Here is an 18,627-nt window from a genome sequence, read left to right as displayed (position 1 = left end):
TAAAGAGAGAACGTTATGAAATTAAATAAAATCGCCTTTGCACTGACCCTGTCTAGCTTATTAGTTGGTTGTGCAAATTTAGACGACTCCTTCCAAGCGACGGAACAAAATTTCCAACAATATGAAGCTATTAGCAAACAATACCAAGTCAATGAAAACTGGTGGGATCTCTATCAAGATCCGCAACTTGACCGCCTAGTGAAACTTGCTCTAGAAAATAACAAAGATCTTGCCAAAGCCGCGATTAGCGTGAATACCGCATTATATAATGCCAATTTATTGGGAGCTGATTTAGTACCGACGTTTAGTGGCACAATAGGCTCTTCTGTTGAAAAAAATCTTAATATTGGTAGTTCAGAAATTAAACATAAAGGAGCTTTATCAGTTAGCTATACCTTAGATTTATGGCGACGTTTAGCCGATGCTGCCAATGCTGCCGAATGGACACACGCTGCTACCGTAGAAGATTTGGCGGCAACACGTCTTTCATTAATCAACTCAGTTATTACCAGCTATTATCAAATTGCTTACCTAAAAGATGCCATTAAGGTGACCGAGCAAACCATTAAATATTACAACCAAATCAACGATGTTATGCAAAATAAATGGCGACAAGGGGTAGCAGATCGAGCCAGTAGCGATCAAGCTCAACAATCGGTGCTTACCGCTCGTAATACATTAATCAGCTATCAAACTCAATTAAAAACCGCTGAACAAACTTTGCGTAACCTATTGAATTTAAAACCAAATGAACCGCTTAATGTGATTTATCCTAACATTCTCAATGTAAAATTGGCTGGGGTAAATCTCGATGTGCCTGTTTCAGCTATCGCCAATCGCCCTGATGTAAAAGGTTATGAATACCGCTTACGCAGTGCCTTTAAAGATGCAAAAGCCACCCAAAAAAGCTGGTTCCCAAGCATTACCCTTGGCGGCACACTCAGCTCTAGCGGCAACAAAGTGGACAATGCCTTTAATACGCCTATCGCAGGGGGAACAGTATCCATTAGCTTGCCATTCTTAAGCTGGAATACGGTAAAATGGAACGTGAAAATTTCAGAGGCGGCTTATGAAACGGCAAAAGTCAACTTTGAACAATCTATCACCACCGCATTAAATGAAATTGATACGAATTATTATAGTTATAGCCAATCATTACAAAATTTTGCTAACTTACAGAAAAAATATGACTATGATAAACGGATCAGTCAATACTATAAAAACCGCTATGATGCAGGTGTATCTGAATTAAGCGATTGGTTAAGTGCCATTAACACCGAAAAAACTTCTGAATTGTCTATCCTCAACGCTAAATACAGCCTAATTCAAAATGAAAATGCCGTATATAGTGCAATGGGGGGCTATTATTCTCCTTATCAGTTGGTTGTTCAAAAATAATAGCCAATAATCTATAAAAACCTGCTTATCACAGCAGGTTTTTTTATAAAATTATTATAGAATATTAAATCTCATTGATTTTACACTCAGTTCATCCCCTTTTTTAATGAGGTAAAAATGAAAAAGCTCTTATCTTTGTCTTTAATTATCTTATCTTCATTATTATTAACAGGTTGTTTTTCAGCGATGGTTTGGCTGAAAGATGAACCTAAAAAAATACACATATACAACTAAGCATATCGAAACGATTGATGATGAAATTCTTGCTTTTGGTATGACTAAAGAAGCTGATCCGCGATTCGTTTTTCTTGGTAATAAATATTGGTATGTTATCAACAAACAAGATTCACAAAAATTATTAAATTTACTACAAACTAAGTTTAAATATAATTTTATCATTACCAATGACCAAAAAATGCCCTACCTTTCAGAAAGTGGTAAAGCAGTACAAGAAGAACTAATCATAAAGGCCGAATATAATAATTTCACAAGCTCATTTTGTTTACATTATCAAACAGCAGATAAAAAAGAGTTAAAGAAATTGGAAGAATTAAATTTTACATTTAATGAAAAAACTGCCTTTTATCAGTATTGTATTTCTCTAAAAGGAAGTTTATATCAAGCTAAATCATTACCAACAACTCAACAACGTATGAAACAATCAATTCCAATTACAGTAATTGTTACTGGAATGCTATCACACGAACAATCTGAATTTGGTAAAATTGTAAATAAAGTATCCCTGACACCGATGGCATTGGCTTTAGATGTGATGACATTCCCTTTAGTAATTATTGCATTGCCATTTATGTTATTAGATTAAAATACTAATACGACATTTAGAAATAGCAGAAAAATCTTTCTTTCCAGCAGATTATGTTCGTTGGGCGAGAGAAATTAGAGCTAAGGATTATAGCCCCAATTTCCTTTAAGATCATATAGCCATTCTGCGGAAGTAATACTTCCGCCGTACATCTGATTTTCAATTTAAAATGGCGATAAACTAAAAGTGCGGTACATTTTGAAAAAATTTTAATCTCGTTTACGGCTTAATAACCACCAAGTAATGGCTAAAAACAATAGACTTGGGATTAATGCCCCTACAATAGGGGCAACATTATACACTAAACTCAATGGCCCAAAAATTTCGTTGACCACATAAAACAAAAAGCCGAAACAAATGCCTGTTACAATTCTCGCCCCTGCGGTAACGCCACGTAGTGGGCCGAAAATAAAAGAAAGGGCAAGTAACATCATTACCCCTACCGAGATTGGCTGGAATAATTTTCGCCAATAGGTTAATTCAAATTTTTTTGCATCTTGTCCCGTTTGTTTTAAAAAGCTAATGTAATTGGATAGCCCTGTGATGGATAAAGAGGTTGGGCGTAAAGAAACAATTCCTAATTTATCTGGGGTTAAATTAGTTTGCCACACTTGATTTAAACGGCTTGTGGTTTGAATTTCATCAGGCAAAATTTGTGATTGGTTCACTTGGCTTAAAACCCATTCTCCATTTTCATATTTTGCTGAATTGGCGTGGCTTACTGATTTAAGCTGGCGATCTTGATCAAATTGATAAATATACAAATTTTGTAAATAATTATCTTCACTGATCCGTTGCACATAAATAAAATTATTACCATCTTTTGCCCAAACCCCTTGTTTTACTGACAATAATGAACCGCCAGCTAAGGCTTTTGCACGCATATCTCGAGCAAATTGTTCCGTTTGTGGAATACCCCATTCGCCAATAATCATGGTAAAAATCACTAATGGTAAGGCGGTTTTCATCACAGATACGCCAATTTTTAAACGAGAATAGCCTGCCGCTTGCATCACAATTAATTCACTACGACTGGCCAAATTCCCTAAGGCTATTAATGCTCCTAATAATGCCGCCATAGGAAAAAAGGTCTCAATATCTTTGGGAATAGTTAATAGGGTATATAATACCGCTTGCAATGTGTCATAACTGCCTCTTCCGACACTACGAAATTGCTCAACAAATTTAATAATGGCTGATAATCCCACTAGGGTAAATAAGGTGGCAAAAATTGCCCCTAAAATACTTTTACCAATATAACGATCTAATACATTCATCATATTTATTATCCTTTTAATGCCATTTTATTGCGTATGGCATAGCGAATTTTGTGCATTAATGCCGTATCCCAACTGTTTAGCCATATAGCTAACAATAAGAATGCCACATTCACCAATGGCATTAATAATCCAACATCAAGTTTCCCCGCTGTTCCCGCTGATTTTAATGAGCTTTGTAATAAGAAATAAATTAAATAAAGTAATAATGCGGGTAATATTTTGGCAAAACGTCCTTGTCGAGGATTGACTTTGCTCATTGGCACAGCCAACAATGCCATAATAGGTACGGCAACAATTAAACTTATACGCCAATTCAATTCCGCTCTGACAATACTTGAGTTATCATTGAGCAATTTGTGGAAATCAAATAAGTCGGTATCATTATCCTGTGCAGTAACATCTTGATGCCCTAAATAGGCTTGGTATTGATCAAATTCAGTAATTTTAAAATCAGGTAGCACCGCACTTCCCTCAATACGTTGGCTATGATTTAAGGTTAAGATCTGATCGCCATTCGGCAAAGATTGCATTTCCCCTGTTTCTGCAACCACCACTGAGGGCTTGGTTTTACCCCGCTCACGCATTTGGAATAAATAAATATCCTTGATTTTATTATCTTCTAACTTATCAATAAACAGCACAAAATCGCCATTATTTGACGACATAAACTGCCCTGCCGTCAATGCCGCCATACGAGGATTTGCTTTCGCTTCTTCAATGATCTGGGCTTGTTGTTGAATTGCCCAAGGGGAAAGCCATAAGGCATTATAGGCGGCAATGCCCGCAGTAAAGAGGGATAAAATTAAAACGACACGAACCAAAATCCGTTGCCCTACCCCACAAGCTCGCATTACCGTTATTTCACTTTCCGCATACAATCGCCCTAGGGTCAGAAGTACCGCAATAAATAAAGATAAAGGCAACATTAATTGTGCCATAGTGGGCATACCTAATCCCAACAAAGAAACCACTAAATCCGCAGGTACATTCCCACTAGCGGCAGAACCTAGTACACGAACCAACTGCTGACAGAAAAAAATCAATAATAAAATAAATAAAATCGCAATCTGGCTTTTAAAGATTTCTTTAATCAAATATCTTGTTAAAATCACAAACTAACCTTGTATCATCAAAACTTAATATTATTATTCAATTTGCTATAATAATCGGGTTGCCTATTCTACAACAGAAACAGAAGAAAAGAGGAATAAAAATGCAATACAATGTAAAAAATACCGATTTCAATCAATTAGACCAACAATGTTTAATCTTAGCGGTTTACCAAGAGAAAAAACTCTCGCCAACCGCCGCTCAATTTGACCAACAACATCAACATATTCTCAGCAATATCCTTGCTCACGCCCATTTTAGCGGTAAACAAGGCGAACATTTGTTATTACAATATTTGCCTGAAGTAAAACCTCAACATATTTTATTAATAGGCTGCGGAGAAGAAAATAGCCTCTCTCCTCGCCAATATAAAAAACTGATCCAGCATACCTTTGCCCAAATCAAACAAATCGGTTGTAAAGAAATCATCAATGCCTTAACGGATATTGCCATTCCACAACGTGATGATTATTGGAATATCCGTTGGGCAATTGAAACCTTTGCCGAGCAAACCTATTGTTTTGATAGCTTTAAATCAGAAAAAAACTCCCCACTCGCCTTAACCCAATGTACATTCCACCTTGTACAACAAGATACCACAAAGGCTGAACAAGCAATCCAACACGCCAATGCTATTGCTTTAGGGGTAAAAGCAGCCAAAGATATTGCCAATATGCCACCTAATATTTGCAATCCTGCTTACCTTGCGGATCAAGCCTATGCCTTGGCAAAATCCAGTGCCTTAATCCAAACTCAAGTGATTAATCAAGCAGAAATGCAACAATTAGGAATGAATGCTTATTTAGCTGTCGCCAGTGGCTCAAATAACGAAGCCTATTTATCCATTATGGAATATAAAAATCATCCTGATAACAATGCTCAACCCATTGTTTTAGTGGGAAAAGGATTAACCTTTGATGCAGGAGGCATTTCCTTAAAACCTGCTGACGCAATGGACGAAATGAAATACGATATGTGTGGTGCAGCGACAGTGTATGGCGTGATGAAAGCCGTCGCTGAACTAAACCTCCCTTTAAATGTGATCGGTGTATTAGCAGGCTGTGAAAACCTACCTGATGGCAACGCCTATCGCCCGGGCGATATTCTTACCACCATGAAAGGATTAACTGTTGAAGTCTTAAATACCGATGCTGAGGGACGTTTAGTGCTTGCGGATACGCTCACTTATGTAGAACGTTTTGATCCTGCATTAGTGATTGATGTCGCCACCCTCACTGGAGCTTGTGTAGTGGCATTAGGACAACATAACAGCGGTTTAATTAGCACACAGGATGATCTCGCCCAAGCTCTACAACAAGCAGCACAACAAAGCACCGATCAAGCCTGGCGTTTACCGCTTAGTGAAGAATATCAAGAACAACTTAAATCTAACTTTGCCGATCTCGCCAACATCGGCGGACGTTGGGGCGGCGCCATTACCGCAGGGGCATTTTTAGCCAATTTCACTAAAAACTACCCTTGGGCTCATCTTGATATTGCAGGCACAGCTTGGTTACAAGGTGTCAATAAAGGTGCAACAGGACGCCCTGTGCCATTATTAGTACAATTCTTACTTAATCAAGCACAAGCCTAATCATTAATATTGGCGGTCAGTAAATCTTTTCAAAACTGACCGCGCTTTAACAATAACAAAGCGATATTTAATTACACAATATTTCAAAGCAAAATAACAATAAAATCCCAGCAATCCCCTACCCCAAACTCTTAATCAAATTCATAATTCGTTTATCTGAAATAGAGTATTTTGTGCCAAGTTGTTGAGCAAATAGGCTTACTCTTAACTCCTCAATCATATAAGGAATTTCTTGTACTTGCGGACTAAGCGGTTTGGCTTTAGGCAATTTATTTAATAACTGCTGATAAGCCTCATTAACCTGTTCTACTCGCAACATTGCTGCACGATCTCGATTAATATCTTGGGCTAATTTATCCATGCGTTTATCTATCGCGGTTAAATAACGCTGTAAATCTGCTAAACGCTCATAACCTGTTTTTGCCACGAAATCAGGATAAATTAAACCTTGTAGTTGCTGTTTTATATCCGCTAAGGCAAATGCCTGTGTAAAATCCATTTTGCCTTTTAGGCGTTTATTTAATTGAAAGCTGGTCGTTAGAATTTGTTCCACTTGTTGAGCGATGTCAATGGTGGTTTGGTTTAAATTCTCTCGAATAAAATGGCGTAATTGCTCAAATTGTTGTTCATTCCAAACAAAACCACCAAAATCATTTATCAATTTATCCACAGCACAAGCAATACAATCATCAATCAACGCCAATACTGAGCCAAAGGGAGTAAAATACAAGCCCAATTTTGCTTTATTTGGCAATTTTTCGTGTAAATATTTAATCGGCGAGGGGACATTAAGCAACAATAAGCGTCTTAACCCTTGTTGCATAGCAATTTGTTGTTCATATTCGGTTTCAAATAGCTTAATACCCACCGCATTTTTTTCATCAACTAAAGCAGGATAAGCCTTGATAGAAAAACCGCGTTTTTTTTGCTCATAATATTGTGGTAGGTTAGCAAAACTCCAAATATGTAAGCCTGATTGCTCAATATCATCATCAGCTACTGCCGCAATGCTTTGTTGTACTTGTTGTTTTAAGTCGAATTTTAATTGATCTAAATCGGTGCTTTCGGCAATTTTACGTCCTTTATCATCAATAACCCTAAAGTTCATTTTGAGATGATGAGGTAATTGTTGCCAATTCCAATCTTCATTTTCTACGCTTACCCCTGTCATACGGCGAAATTGCTCGCTTAAACTTTGTAATAAGGGTTGTTGTAAATCTGTGACTCTTGCTAAAAACGCCTCCGCATAATTGGGGGCAGGCACGAAATTACGGCGTAAGGATTTAGGTAAAGATTTAATTAATGCCACCACTAATTCTTGGCGTAAACCAGGAATTTGCCAATCAAACCCTATATTTTCTATTTGATTTAGCAAGGGTAAGGGAATATGTACGGTAACCCCATCTGCCTCTATGCCGGGTTCAAATTGATAAGTTAATTTGAGTTTTAGATTACCTTGATACCAAAAATTAGGAAAATCTAATTCGCTCACTGCTGTGCCATTTTCTTTGGTTAAAAAAGACTTTTCAAAATTGAGCAAATCAGGCTTTTCAGTCCCAACTTTTTTCCACCAGCTGTCAAAATGCCGTTGAGAAACTACCTCGCTACCAATACGTTGATCATAAAAATCAAATAAGGTTTTTTCATCAACCAAAATATCTCGCCGCCGAGATTTATGCTCTAAATCCTCGATTTCTCGAATTAATCGCTGATTTTGGATAAAAAACTTATGTTTAGTATGCCAATTCCCTTCAATTAACGCCGATTGAATAAAAATTTCTCGGCTTACCGCTGGATCAATCTTGCCATAATTAACAGAGCGATTAACCACAATAGGAACACCATAAAGGGCCACTTTTTCCTTAGCCATCACCGCACCTTTGGTTTTTGACCAATAAGGCTCAGCATAGGATTTTTTGACCAAATGTTGAGCGAGAGGCTCAATCCATTCAGGTTCAATTTGCGCAAGCATTCTTCCCCATAATTTTGAGGTTTCCACCAATTCCGCTGCCATTAGCCATTTAGGCTGGGGTTTAAATAACACAGAATTTGGAAAGATAGCAAAATGGGCATTTCTTGCCCCTAAATATTGGGATTTTTCTTGTTCTTTCTGTCCAATATGGCTCAATAATCCTGTTAAAAGGGCGGTATGAATTTGCTCATATTTTGCTTCAGTTGAATTAATCGGCAAGCCCATTTCTCGTACAGTTAAACGGATTTGTTGATAAATATCTTGCCATTCTCGTACTCGTAAATAATTAAGATAATCTTTTTGGCATAAACGGCGAAATTGGTTTTTGCTAATGGTCTTTTGTTGTTGCTGTAAATATTTCCATAAATTCACAAACGCCAGAAAATCAGATTTTTTATCGGCAAAACGGCGATGTTTATCCTCGGCGGATTGTTGCTTTTCTTGTGGGCGTTCACGAGGATCTTGAATAGATAAAGCGGACACAATGATCATGATTTCCTGTAAACAACCAAATTGTACCGCACTGACGAGCATTTTTGCCAAACGTGGATCCACAGGAAGCTGTGCAATTTGACGCCCAATAAGGGTTAATTGGCGGCGATGTTTAACCATTTTTATCGCCTCTAATTCCTCTAGTAAACGTAATCCGTCTTGAATATGTCGTTTATCTGGTGCATCAACAAAAGGAAATGCCTCAATATCCTCAAAACCTAAGGCTGTCATTTGCAAAATAACTGAGGCAAGATTGGTACGTAAAATTTCAGGATCGGTAAATTCTGGGCGTGCATTAAAGTCCTGCTCAGAATATAAACGGATACAAATGCCCTCTGATACCCGTCCACAACGCCCTTTACGTTGATTAGCCGAGGCTTGCGAAATAGGCTCAATGGGTAAACGTTGTACCTTAGTACGATAACTATAACGAGAAATTCTCGCCATACCGGGATCAATCACATATTTTATATTAGGAATGGTCAAAGAGGTTTCCGCCACATTGGTGGCTAACACAATACGATTTAAATTAGTAGGTTGAAAAATACGATTTTGCTCTTGAGCAGAAAGACGAGCAAATAGCGGTAAAATTTCAGTTAACGGATAATTTTGCTTTTCCAGTGCCTCCGCCGTATCACGAATTTCTCGCTCGCCACTCATAAAAATAAGAATATCGCCCTTGCCCTCCTGTTGCAATTCCTCAACAGCGGCTAAAATACCTTGCAACTGATCTTGCTCCTCATTGTCAGTTAAGGGACGATAACGCACTTCCACAGGATAAGTCCGCCCCGAAACCTCAATAATGGGGGCATTATCAAAATGCTTAGAAAAGCGTTCTACATCAATGGTGGCTGAAGTAATAATCACTTTTAAATCAGGGCGACGTGGCAATAATTGCTTGAGGTAACCTAAAATAAAATCATTATTTAAGCTACGTTCATGTGCTTCATCAATGATTAAAGTATCATATTGATTAAGATAACGATCTTGCTGAATCTCCGCCAATAAAATCCCATCGGTCATTAATTTTATTTGGGTATTTTCGCCAATGTGATCATTAAAACGCACCTTATAACCTACGGTTGTGCCAAGTTCCCTTTGCAATTCTTCCGCAATGCGAGTTGCCACCGAACGAGCGGCAATACGGCGAGGTTGGGTATGCCCAATCATTCCCTTTTGCCCTAAACCAAGCTCAAGGCACATTTTCGGTAATTGCGTGGTTTTCCCCGAGCCTGTTTCACCTGCAATAATCACCACTTGATGCTGTTGGATCAGCTGTAAAATTTCCTCACGTTTTTCACTAACAGGCAAATCAGGGTAAGTCATTTGAGGGGTTAAAAATTTTCGCATTTCTAACCGCACTTTCGCTTGCTCAATGCCTTGTTCAATCTCTTCAACAAGTTGTTGTTGCTTTTCTACTGGACGAATTTTCTGCAAGCCACGAATGCGAGCCAAAAGACGGCGAAAATCCACATTCATCAGTGGATTTGCATTTAATTTTGTCAATAATTGTTGTTGTAATTGATTAAATCTTTCTCTGCTCATTACGCTTTACCAATAAATAACGATAAAATCCCTGCGGCAATCAAAGGCCCAACAGGAATACCACCAAGTAAGGCAACACCAATAATGGTGCCAACAATTAACCCTGTAACAATGGTTGGGTGATGGGTCATCACAGATACACCTCGTCCTCCAAGCCAAGCCACAAAAATCCCCACCAGAATGGCTAACATCATTTTTAGATTTATAAATTGTGTCAAACTATTAATTTGGATTTTGCCAGACACAATAGGGGCTAATACCCCAACCGTAAGAATAATAATCCCAATTTTTAACCCATATTTTTCCACCACATCAATATATTTCGCTAGCAAGGTTTGTTGCATAATCAATAAAACCGCCGCCGCAATGGTGATGGGCGAATTATGGCTTAATACCCCTAAGACAATTAACACCACCAATAACATCGCCACAGAATTAAATTGTAATGACATCGTTTTTCCTTCATTTCAAAGCCTAAAACTAATTTGCCCAATAATAGTGAGATGGGGGGATAAGTCAATAAATTATGTAGAGTAACCACAATGAATTTATCAAAATGAGAATTATAATGCCTCTAATTTAAAATAATACAGCATTGACACGTATCCGTACTTCTTATACTGTGTTTAGCGAGCCATCTTGTCTTATTTTTAAATTGAAACAATATACTATTGATATGTAATGGTAATACAAGTCCTATAATTCATCACGCCCTTCCCCCCAACGCACAAACAAATCTTGAGGTAATTGAATACCTAATTGATCACAAAGGCGATTAACACTTTGATCGATCAACTCGGATAAACTACGAGGGCGATGATAGAAAGCAGGCATTAATGGCATAATTTTGCCACCAATTTCTGCCACTTGGGTCATTAAGCGTAAATGCCCTAGGTGCAAAGGGGTCTCACGCACACAGAGTAATAAGGGTAAACCCTCTTTAAGGCATACATCAGCGGAACGTGTAATTAAATCATCGGTGTAACTATGAGCAATGCCTGATAAGGTTTTAATGGAACAAGGCACAACCACCATGCCTAAAGTGCGGTAAGATCCTGAAGAAATTCTTGCGCCAATATCACGACTATCATAACAATGATCCGCTAAGGATTTAATCTCTGACAGGCTATAATCCGTTTCTGCTTTAATGGTTTGCTTAGCGGCTTGGCTAATAACTAAATGAGTTTCTATCTGTGCCAATGGTTGTAGCACTTGTAATAAACGAATGGCATAAATCGCACCAGAAGCACCAGTTATGCCAATAATAAGGGGGGTAGGTTTACACTTATCCATTATGAATTTCTAGGTTACTCGCGTCTTTTGCACGTTTTTTCTTGGCAGCATCATTGCGTAATTCTGCAATGCTGTCTAAATATTCTGGGGTAACATCACCTGTTACATAAACCCCTGTAAACACCGAACAATCAAAATCTTTAATTGCTGGGTTTTCTTGTTGTACCGATTCCGTAAGTGCCGATAAATCTTGGAAAATGAGCTTATCCACGCCGATAGATTGTGCAATTTGTTCTACATTACGTCCATAAGCAATAAGCTCGTGTTTAGTAGGCATATCAATACCATACACATTAGGATAACGAATTTCTGGCGCTGCTGAAGCAAAATAAATTTTCTTTGCTCCTGCGGCTCTTGCCATTTCAACAATTTGTTCTGACGTTGTACCTCGAACAATAGAATCATCAACCAATAAGACGTTTTTATCCTTAAACTCGGCGGAAATAGTATTGAGTTTACGTCTTACTGCACTAATACGCTGTGCCTGTCCTGGCATAATAAAGGTACGTCCCACATAACGATTTTTCACAAAACCCTGCCGATAAGGCTTATTTAATACATGGGCAATGCGTAAAGCAATATCATTAGAGGTTTCAGGCACAGGGATAACCACATCAATATCATCGACATCTTGCCATTCTTTGGCAATTTTCTGCCCTAAACGCTCGCCCATATGCACACGAGCTGCATATACCGATACGCCATCAATACAAGAATCAGGACGAGCAAAATACACATATTCAAAAATACAAGGGGTCAAAGTTGGATTTTCTGCACATTGTGCCGAATATAATTGCCCATCAAAGGTAACATAAATCGCCTCGCCCGGCTCAACATCACGCACTAATTCAAAACCTGCAGTATCTAAAGCAACGGTTTCTGAGGCAAACATATATTCTGTTTTTTCGCCATCATCACGTTTACCTAATACTAAAGGGCGAATACCATGGGGATCACGAAATGCCACCATACCATGTTGAATAATCATTGCAATACAAGCATAAGCACCACGAATATCCTGATGGGTTTGCTTAATGGCATTAAAAATATCCTCTGGCGATAACTGATCTTTATCAATTTGATCAAAATGATAAGCTAGAATATTGAGTAAAGCCTCTGAGTCTGAATTGGTATTCACATGACGGCGAGCTCGCTTGAATAATTTATCTTTTAATTCCGCTGAGTTGGTTAAATTGCCATTATGCACCAAGGTTAAACCATAAGGGGAATTCACATAAAAGGGTTGTGCCTCAGATACATTGGAACTGCCCGCAGTAGGATAACGCACATGACCAATGCCTGTGTTACCCTGTAACCTTAACATGTGGATCTGCTGAAAAACGTCCATCACCAGTCCATTAGCTTTACGCAGACGGAAACGATTTTCATCATCGATGGTTACAATTCCCGCTGCATCTTGCCCACGATGCTGTAAGACCGTTAAAGAATCATAAATCGTTTGATTAACAGGTTGATAACTGACGATGCCAACAATACCACACATAAACAGTGCCTTCCTTATTTGTTAATTTAATGTTGTTACATTAAAGGGGTTGATTTTAAAAAACTTGAACTTGTTTGTAATTGCTGAAAAAACCACTCAACGATAAAGCCAAAGTGTGGAATTAATTTAGATTCTTTCCACCATTCACTCTGGCTAAAATTGGTAAAGGTATCTAAAAAGAATAATAGGGCGGCAACAATTAGCACACCTCTTAATAAGCCAAAACAAGCACCTAATACACGATCTGTACCTGATAGCCCCGTTTTATCCACTAACTGTCCAATAATATAATTAATCATTGCTCCAATGATTAAGGTCGCAAAAAATAAAATCGCAATGGCTGTACCATTACGAAGATAATCGGATTCAATTTGCGTGAGAAAATTTGCAAGGTAAGGATAAAAATGGCTTGCTACAAAAAACGCTACTAACCAACTGGCTAAAGACATCACTTCCCGCACAAAACCACGCAATAAACTAACGATAATAGAAAATGCAACAATACCAATAATAATATAATCAATCATGCCAATATCTCTAATAAAACCCTCTTTTGGCAGAGGCTATTCTAATCAATTCCATCAAAAAAGAAAACGTTTGCGTCAAAAATAATGACGATTTCTAAGGAAAGCAAAGCTCGGATTATAGCAGTATTATGGGGAGTGGGGAAGTTGGGGAAAAGCAGAATATTAAACAAACTATATTCCCCTCAATCTTTGCCCAGCACAAAACTTATTTATTACAAATCATTAACATTCTCTATTAAAAGTGTTATTATCTGCCCTTTGACTACCCCATTTTTATTATTTTTATGTTAGATCATCATCAACAACGTTTTCGTGAGGCTATGGCGCATTTAACCAGTGCGGTAAGTATTGTAACTACTGCGGGTCATGCTGGCAAAGTCGGCTTAACTATTTCTTCCGTTTGTTCGGTAACAGATAGCCCACCTACTCTATTAATGTGCATTAATCAACAAAGCGATACCCACGATATTTTGCATATTAACAAACAAGTTTGTATCAATATTCTTAATAGCCAACAGCAAGATCTGGCGTTGCATTTTGCCAATATGGCGGATAGCACTATGGAACAACGTTTGGCTTGGGATTGTTGGCAGGACAATTTACAAGGTATTCCTGTGTTAAAGCAGGCGGTAGCCAATTTGACGGGGAAAATTATTGGGCAAAATATTGTGGGTTCACATTCGGTATTCTTTGTGGAATTAGATCATATTGAGGTCAATAGCCAAGATGCCTTAGGCTATTTTAATCGTCAATTTAAATGTATTCATAAATAACCTGATAATCCTGTCAGTGCGGTGAGTTTTCGTGATTTTTTTATAACTCTTGCCAAAAACTGCGAGGTAAATGTTGTTGCGCTTTGTTAAGTCGCTCCGCTAAATCTTGATAAGTGGGTTGTCCTTGAGGGGAAGTTAAAGCGATATTTTGTTGCGCAAGCTGAGCAGAAATTTTGTCAAACCATACCGCACTTTGTGGGGGTAAGGTTGTGGTGGCACGTTTTCCTAGCCAATATAATCCTTGCAAGGGTAAAGGGTAAACATAAGGCTGCCAATGCGGTTAATAGGCTTGCACTGGTTGTCATCAGACTATAACCATAAAAATACGGCCAGCATAGGGCAAAGACCGCGAACATCGGCATGATGTTTTGAGCAAATTTGGTGGCACGAATAATCCGATTTTCAGGAAAAATCATACCTAACTTGCTTTCCAGCGGCCAAGTTTCTAAATATTTTCGTCCTTTAGACCATACATTAAAGATTGACATCATCAAAAACTCACAGCAAAAAATTTAAGCAAATCATACCACTCCCCTGCTTTTGTGCCCATAATATTTTTTAATCATTCAACTTTTTTGAATAAAATCGGATTTTTTCTGCTGATCAGAATTTATTTTATTAGCTGAAAAGTGTATCCTATACAGGTTATGACTTTAAGCCATTCGTTATATTATAGTCGTTCCAATTTAAAATAAGACAAGGCGGCAAGCCGAAGACAGTACAAGTAGTACGGCGAGGCGTGCCAACGCTGTATTATTTTAAAGTGGGACGACTATATTTAGAGCGAATTATTTTTTAACCCAATATAAAATATAGGTTATTTACATGTCTGAAAAATTAGTTCTTATTTTAAACTGCGGTAGCTCTTCATTAAAATTCTCAATTCTTGAGCCTCAATCAGGCGAAGAGAAATTATCTGGTCTTGCTGAGGCATTTTATTTACCAGAAGCCCGTATTAAATGGAAATTGCACGGCGAAAAAGGTCAAGCAGATCTTGGTGCAGGTGCAGCACATAGCGAAGCCTTAAAATTTATTGTTGATAATATTTTCTCCCTTGATCCTGAATTGAAAAACAATATTGTGGCGATCGGTCATCGTATTGTACATGGTGGTGAGCAATTTACTTCATCAGTGATCATTAATGATGAGGTGATTAAAGGCATTGAAGATGCAGTACAATTTGCGCCATTACACAACCCTGCTCACTTAATCGGTATCCAAGAAGCCTTCAAAATTTTCCCTGAATTAAAAGATAAAAATGTGGCAGTATTTGATACCGCTTTCCATCAAACAATGCCAGAAGAAGCCTTTTTATATGCCTTACCTTATGCTTTATATAAAGAACATGGGGTACGCCGTTATGGGGCACATGGTACAAGCCATTATTTTGTCAGCCGTGAAGCGGCAAAACGCCTTAATGTGGCAGAAAATCAAGTTAATGTCATTACCTGCCATTTAGGTAATGGGGGTTCTGTGGCAGCAATTCGCCATGGCGAATGTATTGATACCTCTATGGGTTTAACCCCATTAGAAGGTTTGGTGATGGGAACACGTTGTGGCGATATTGATCCTGCCATTATTTTCTATATGCACGATACCCTTGGTATGTCTGTGAAAGAAATCAATGAAACCTTAACCAAGAAATCAGGCTTATTAGGTTTAACGGAAGTAACAAGCGATTGCCGTTATGCGGAAGATAATTACGACAGTGAAGAACCTGCCAAACGTGCGTTAGATGTTTACTGCTATCGTTTAGCTAAATACATTGGCTCTTATATGGCGGTCATCGGTGAACGTTTAGATGCTATCGTATTTACTGGCGGTATCGGTGAAAATTCAGCTCATGTGCGTGAATTAACCTTAGCTCACTTAAAACTTTTCGGTTATCAATTAGATAACGAGAAAAACCTTGCTGCACGCTTTGGTAAAGAAGGTGTAATTACTAAAGAAGGTACACCTGTTGCTATGGTTATTCCTACCAACGAAGAATATGTTATTGCACAAGATACAGCACGTCTCTGTATCAAGTAAGTCATCTCAGATAACTGCCGATTTTATCGGCAGTTTTTATTTTATATCTCAATAATTAAGGTAAATATTATGTCTAGAACCATTATTCTTATTCCAATTAGCACTGGCGTAGGATTAACCAGTGTTAGCCTTGGTTTAATTCACGCATTAGAACAAAAAGGGGCAAAAGTTGGTTTTATGAAACCGATCTCTCAGCCTGTTTCTGGTGAAGATAAAATTGATCGTACGACCTCTATTGTGCGAAGCAGTACCAATATTGAAACCGCAGAACCTTTAATGCTGAGCTATGCTGAGGGATTAATCGGACAAAACCAATCTGATGTTTTATTAGAAAAAATTGTTGCCCATCATCAAGCGATTAGTAAAAACAATGAAATTGTGATTGTTGAAGGCTTAATTCCAACCCGTAATAATGCTTATGCTAGCAACCTCAATTATGAAATTGCTCAAGCATTAGATGCGGAAATTATCTTAATTGCCGCCCCTTTAACCGATACCCCTGCCGAAATGCAAAAACGTATTCAAGCGGCAACCTCACAATTTGGTGGTGCAAATAATAAAAATTTATTGGGTGTTATCATTAATAAATTTAATGCCCCTGTGGATCAATCTGGACGCACTCGCCCAGATCTTACAGAAATCTTTGATTCCTTTAATCACAATCATAACCAAGTTTCTGAAATTTATAAATTATTTGAAAATAGCCCAATTAAGGTATTAGCTTGTATTCCTTGGAAAGCGGAATTAATTGCAACGCGTGCCATTGATTTGGTTAAACACCTTGGCGCTGCAATTATTAATGAGGGCGAAATTAACTCTCGCCGTATCCAAAGCATTACCTTCTGTGCAAGAAGTTTACCGAATATGGTAGAACATTTTCGTGCCAACAGTTTATTAGTTACTTCCGCTGATCGTCCTGATGTGCTTGTTGCTGCTTCCCTAGCGGCAATTAGTGGAGTAAAAATTGGTGCAATTCTATTAACAGGTGGCTATAAACTGGATTCTCAAATTAAAAAACTCTGTGAATATGCCATTGAAAGCACAGGATTACCGATTTTCCGTGTCGAGGGGAATACTTGGCAAACCGCATTGAGCTTACAAAGTTTTAGCTTAGAAGTGCCAGTTGATGATAAACAACGTATTGATCATATTAAAGAATATGTGAGCAATGAAATTAATAATGAACTGATTAATTCATTAATTGCTGGTTCATCACGCTCACGCCGTCTATCTCCTCCTGCTTTCCGTTTCCAATTAACGGAATTGGCTCGCCAAGCGAAAAAACGCATTGTGTTGCCAGAGGGAGATGAACCTCGTACCGTTAAAGCGGCTGCACTTTGTGCGGAACGTGGTATTGCGGAATGTGTGTTATTGGCAAATCCTGATGATGTTCAGCGTGTAGCGGAAGCTCAAGGCGTTCAATTAGGCAAAGGTATTAGCATCATCGATCCTGCCCAAGTGCGTGATAACTATGTGGATCGCTTGGTAGAATTGCGTAAAGCAAAAGGTATGACCGAAATTATTGCCAAAGAACAACTACAAGATAATGTGGTACTTGGCACAATGATGTTAGAAGCTAACGAAGTGGACGGCTTAGTATCTGGCGCCGTACATACCACTGCCAATACCATTCGTCCACCAATGCAAATCATTAAAACCGCTCCCGGCAGTTCTATTGTTTCTTCTATTTTCTTTATGCTATTGCCTGATCAAGTTTTAGTTTATGGCGACTGTGCGGTTAATCCTGATCCAAGTGCAGAGCAATTAGCTGAAATTGCGATTCAATCTGCGGATTCGGCTAAAGCCTTTGGTATTGAGCCACGTGTGGCAATGATCTCTTATTCTACTGGCACATCAGGCTCAGGGGCAGATGTAGAAAAAGTGAAAGAAGCAACACGTTTAGCCCAAGAAAAACGTCCAGATCTGATTATTGATGGTCCATTACAATATGATGCGGCAATTATGGAAGATGTGGCACGTTCCAAAGCACCAAACTCGCCTGTGGCAGGAAAAGCAACGGTATTTGTATTCCCTGATTTAAATACAGGTAATACCACCTACAAAGCGGTACAACGTTCTGCGGATCTGGTTTCTATTGGTCCAATGTTACAAGGTATGCGTAAACCTGTTAATGACCTTTCTCGTGGTGCCTTGGTTGATGATATTGTTTACACCATTGCATTAACCGCTATTCAAGCCACGCAATAATCAATAAATGAATAATTTGCCCTCATTTTTGAGGGCTTTTTTCTCTCTGTTATAGTCGTCTCCCCCTAAAGTGATAC

At 38.4% G+C, this 18,627-nt stretch carries 13 protein-coding genes and 1 pseudogene; 6 read left to right on the top strand and 8 right to left on the bottom strand.

From position 1 onward, the window contains the following. The first annotated feature begins 15 nt into the window (after positions 1-15). Together tdeA and EV694_RS01650 are read left to right on the top strand one after the other, a co-directional pair. Complete coding sequence (tdeA, locus tag EV694_RS01655; RefSeq protein ID WP_132688322.1) at positions 16-1,398, top strand: toxin/drug exporter TdeA; 1,383 nt, start codon at positions 16-18, stop codon at positions 1,396-1,398. 202 nt (positions 1,399-1,600) lie between these two features. Beyond that, positions 1,601-2,221: a hypothetical protein gene (locus EV694_RS01650; protein WP_132688320.1), complete on the top strand. Its 621-nt coding sequence runs from the start codon at positions 1,601-1,603 to the stop codon at positions 2,219-2,221. Positions 2,222-2,430: 209 nt separating this feature from the next. Here EV694_RS01650 and lptG read toward each other — a convergent pair whose 3' ends face one another. Both lptG and lptF read right to left on the bottom strand, forming a co-directional pair. Next, positions 2,431-3,501, bottom strand: a complete 1,071-nt coding sequence (gene lptG / locus EV694_RS01645; RefSeq protein WP_132688318.1) for an LPS export ABC transporter permease LptG — start codon at positions 3,499-3,501, stop codon at positions 2,431-2,433. Between the two features lie 5 nt (positions 3,502-3,506). Continuing rightward, on the bottom strand, positions 3,507-4,613 hold the full coding sequence (gene lptF / locus EV694_RS01640; RefSeq protein WP_132688315.1) for an LPS export ABC transporter permease LptF: 1,107 nt from the start codon (positions 4,611-4,613) through the stop codon (positions 3,507-3,509). A gap of 101 nt (positions 4,614-4,714) precedes the next feature. On the opposite strand from lptF, the gene EV694_RS01635 reads away from it, so the two are divergent. After that, complete coding sequence (locus EV694_RS01635; protein ID WP_132688313.1) at positions 4,715-6,205, top strand: leucyl aminopeptidase; 1,491 nt, start codon at positions 4,715-4,717, stop codon at positions 6,203-6,205. A 118-nt stretch (positions 6,206-6,323) separates the two neighbouring features. On the opposite strand, the gene hrpA is transcribed toward EV694_RS01635, so the two are convergent. The 5 genes from hrpA to EV694_RS01610 all read right to left on the bottom strand — a co-directional run bounded on the left by hrpA (position 6,324) and on the right by EV694_RS01610 (position 13,538). After that, a complete protein-coding gene (hrpA, locus tag EV694_RS01630; RefSeq protein WP_424580037.1) occupies positions 6,324-10,148 on the bottom strand; it encodes an ATP-dependent RNA helicase HrpA in 3,825 nt (1,274 codons plus the stop codon). Between the two features lie 65 nt (positions 10,149-10,213). Continuing rightward, positions 10,214-10,666: a DUF441 domain-containing protein gene (locus EV694_RS01625; RefSeq protein ID WP_132688309.1), complete on the bottom strand. Its 453-nt coding sequence runs from the start codon at positions 10,664-10,666 to the stop codon at positions 10,214-10,216. 244 nt (positions 10,667-10,910) lie between these two features. Further along, positions 10,911-11,507 (bottom strand): UbiX family flavin prenyltransferase, encoded by a 597-nt coding sequence (locus EV694_RS01620; RefSeq protein ID WP_132688306.1) that lies wholly within the window; start codon positions 11,505-11,507, stop codon positions 10,911-10,913. Further along, positions 11,500-13,011, bottom strand: coding sequence for an amidophosphoribosyltransferase (gene purF / locus EV694_RS01615; RefSeq protein ID WP_132688304.1), 1,512 nt, complete (start codon positions 13,009-13,011; stop codon positions 11,500-11,502). The genes EV694_RS01620 and purF overlap by 8 nt, the downstream gene beginning before the upstream one ends. Before the next feature lie 35 nt (positions 13,012-13,046). Beyond that, positions 13,047-13,538 (bottom strand): CvpA family protein, encoded by a 492-nt coding sequence (locus EV694_RS01610; protein ID WP_132688302.1) that lies wholly within the window; start codon positions 13,536-13,538, stop codon positions 13,047-13,049. Positions 13,539-13,822: 284 nt separating this feature from the next. Between EV694_RS01610 and hpaC the strand changes: the two genes are divergently transcribed. Next, positions 13,823-14,311, top strand: coding sequence for a 4-hydroxyphenylacetate 3-monooxygenase, reductase component (hpaC, locus tag EV694_RS01605; RefSeq protein WP_132688300.1), 489 nt, complete (start codon positions 13,823-13,825; stop codon positions 14,309-14,311). A gap of 40 nt (positions 14,312-14,351) precedes the next feature. On the opposite strand, the pseudogene yfbV reads toward hpaC, so the two are convergent. Next, a pseudogene (gene yfbV, locus EV694_RS01600) lies at positions 14,352-14,799 on the bottom strand (terminus macrodomain insulation protein YfbV). A gap of 337 nt (positions 14,800-15,136) precedes the next feature. Here yfbV and EV694_RS01595 point away from each other — a divergent pair. Further along, a complete protein-coding gene (locus tag EV694_RS01595; RefSeq protein ID WP_132688297.1) occupies positions 15,137-16,342 on the top strand; it encodes an acetate kinase in 1,206 nt (401 codons plus the stop codon). Between the two features lie 69 nt (positions 16,343-16,411). After that, positions 16,412-18,550, top strand: a complete 2,139-nt coding sequence (gene pta, locus EV694_RS01590) for a phosphate acetyltransferase (protein WP_132688294.1) — start codon at positions 16,412-16,414, stop codon at positions 18,548-18,550. The last annotated feature ends 77 nt before the right edge of the window (positions 18,551-18,627 follow it).

The organism is Volucribacter psittacicida (assembly GCF_004339025.1).
In the GTDB taxonomy this organism is placed as follows: Bacteria; Pseudomonadota; Gammaproteobacteria; order Enterobacterales; family Pasteurellaceae; genus Volucribacter; species Volucribacter psittacicida.
Note: the sequence above shows the minus strand (reverse complement) of the source record. Positions and strands in the feature narration are given on the sequence as shown.